The sequence below is a fragment of the Anaerostipes amylophilus genome (assembly GCF_025567365.1).
GTDB lineage: Bacteria > Bacillota > Clostridia > Lachnospirales > Lachnospiraceae > Anaerostipes > Anaerostipes amylophilus.
On sequence record NZ_JAOQJG010000019.1, the window covers coordinates 1 to 615 of the forward strand.

Annotated in this window: 1 rRNA gene; it reads right to left on the reverse strand. The window is 52.8% G+C overall.

Annotated features, from left to right (window positions below):
• A 23S ribosomal RNA gene (locus OCV53_RS12215) occupies positions 1-615 on the reverse strand; the annotation flags it as partial.

Sequence of the window (615 nt, forward strand, 5' to 3'; positions counted from 1 at the left end):
ATGTGGGTTCGGTCCTCCACTTCCTCTTACGGAAGCTTCAACCTGGACATGGATAGGTCACCCGGTTTCGGGTCTGCACTCACTGACTTGACGCACTATTAATGCTTGCTTTCACTTCGGCTCCGGACCTGAAGTCCTTAACCTTGCCAGTACGCACAACTCGCCGGACCGTTCTACAAAAAGTACGCAGTCCCTCATATAAAGAGGTCCCACAGCTTGTAGACACAGGGTTTCAGGTTCTCTTTCACTCCCCTCCCGGGGTACTTTTCACCTTTCCTTCACAGTACTATGCGCTATCGGTCACTAAGAAGTATTTAGCCTTACGGGGTGGTCCCCGCTCGTTCAGACAAGGTTTCTCGTGTCTCGTCCTACTCTGGATCCTGCTAGGCGGCTTGGGATTTCGGATACGAGGCTTTCACTCTCTCCGGCCGGACTTCCCAGTCCGTTCTCCTATCTTACGCCTGCCACGACGCAGTCCGAACCCCGCGATGCACGCATCACGGTTTGGGCTCTTTCCATTTCGCTCGCCGCTACTTTGGAAATCGATAAATTTTCTTTCTCTTCCTCCGGGTACTTAGATGTTTCAGTTCCCCGGGTTCCCCACATGCAGCTATG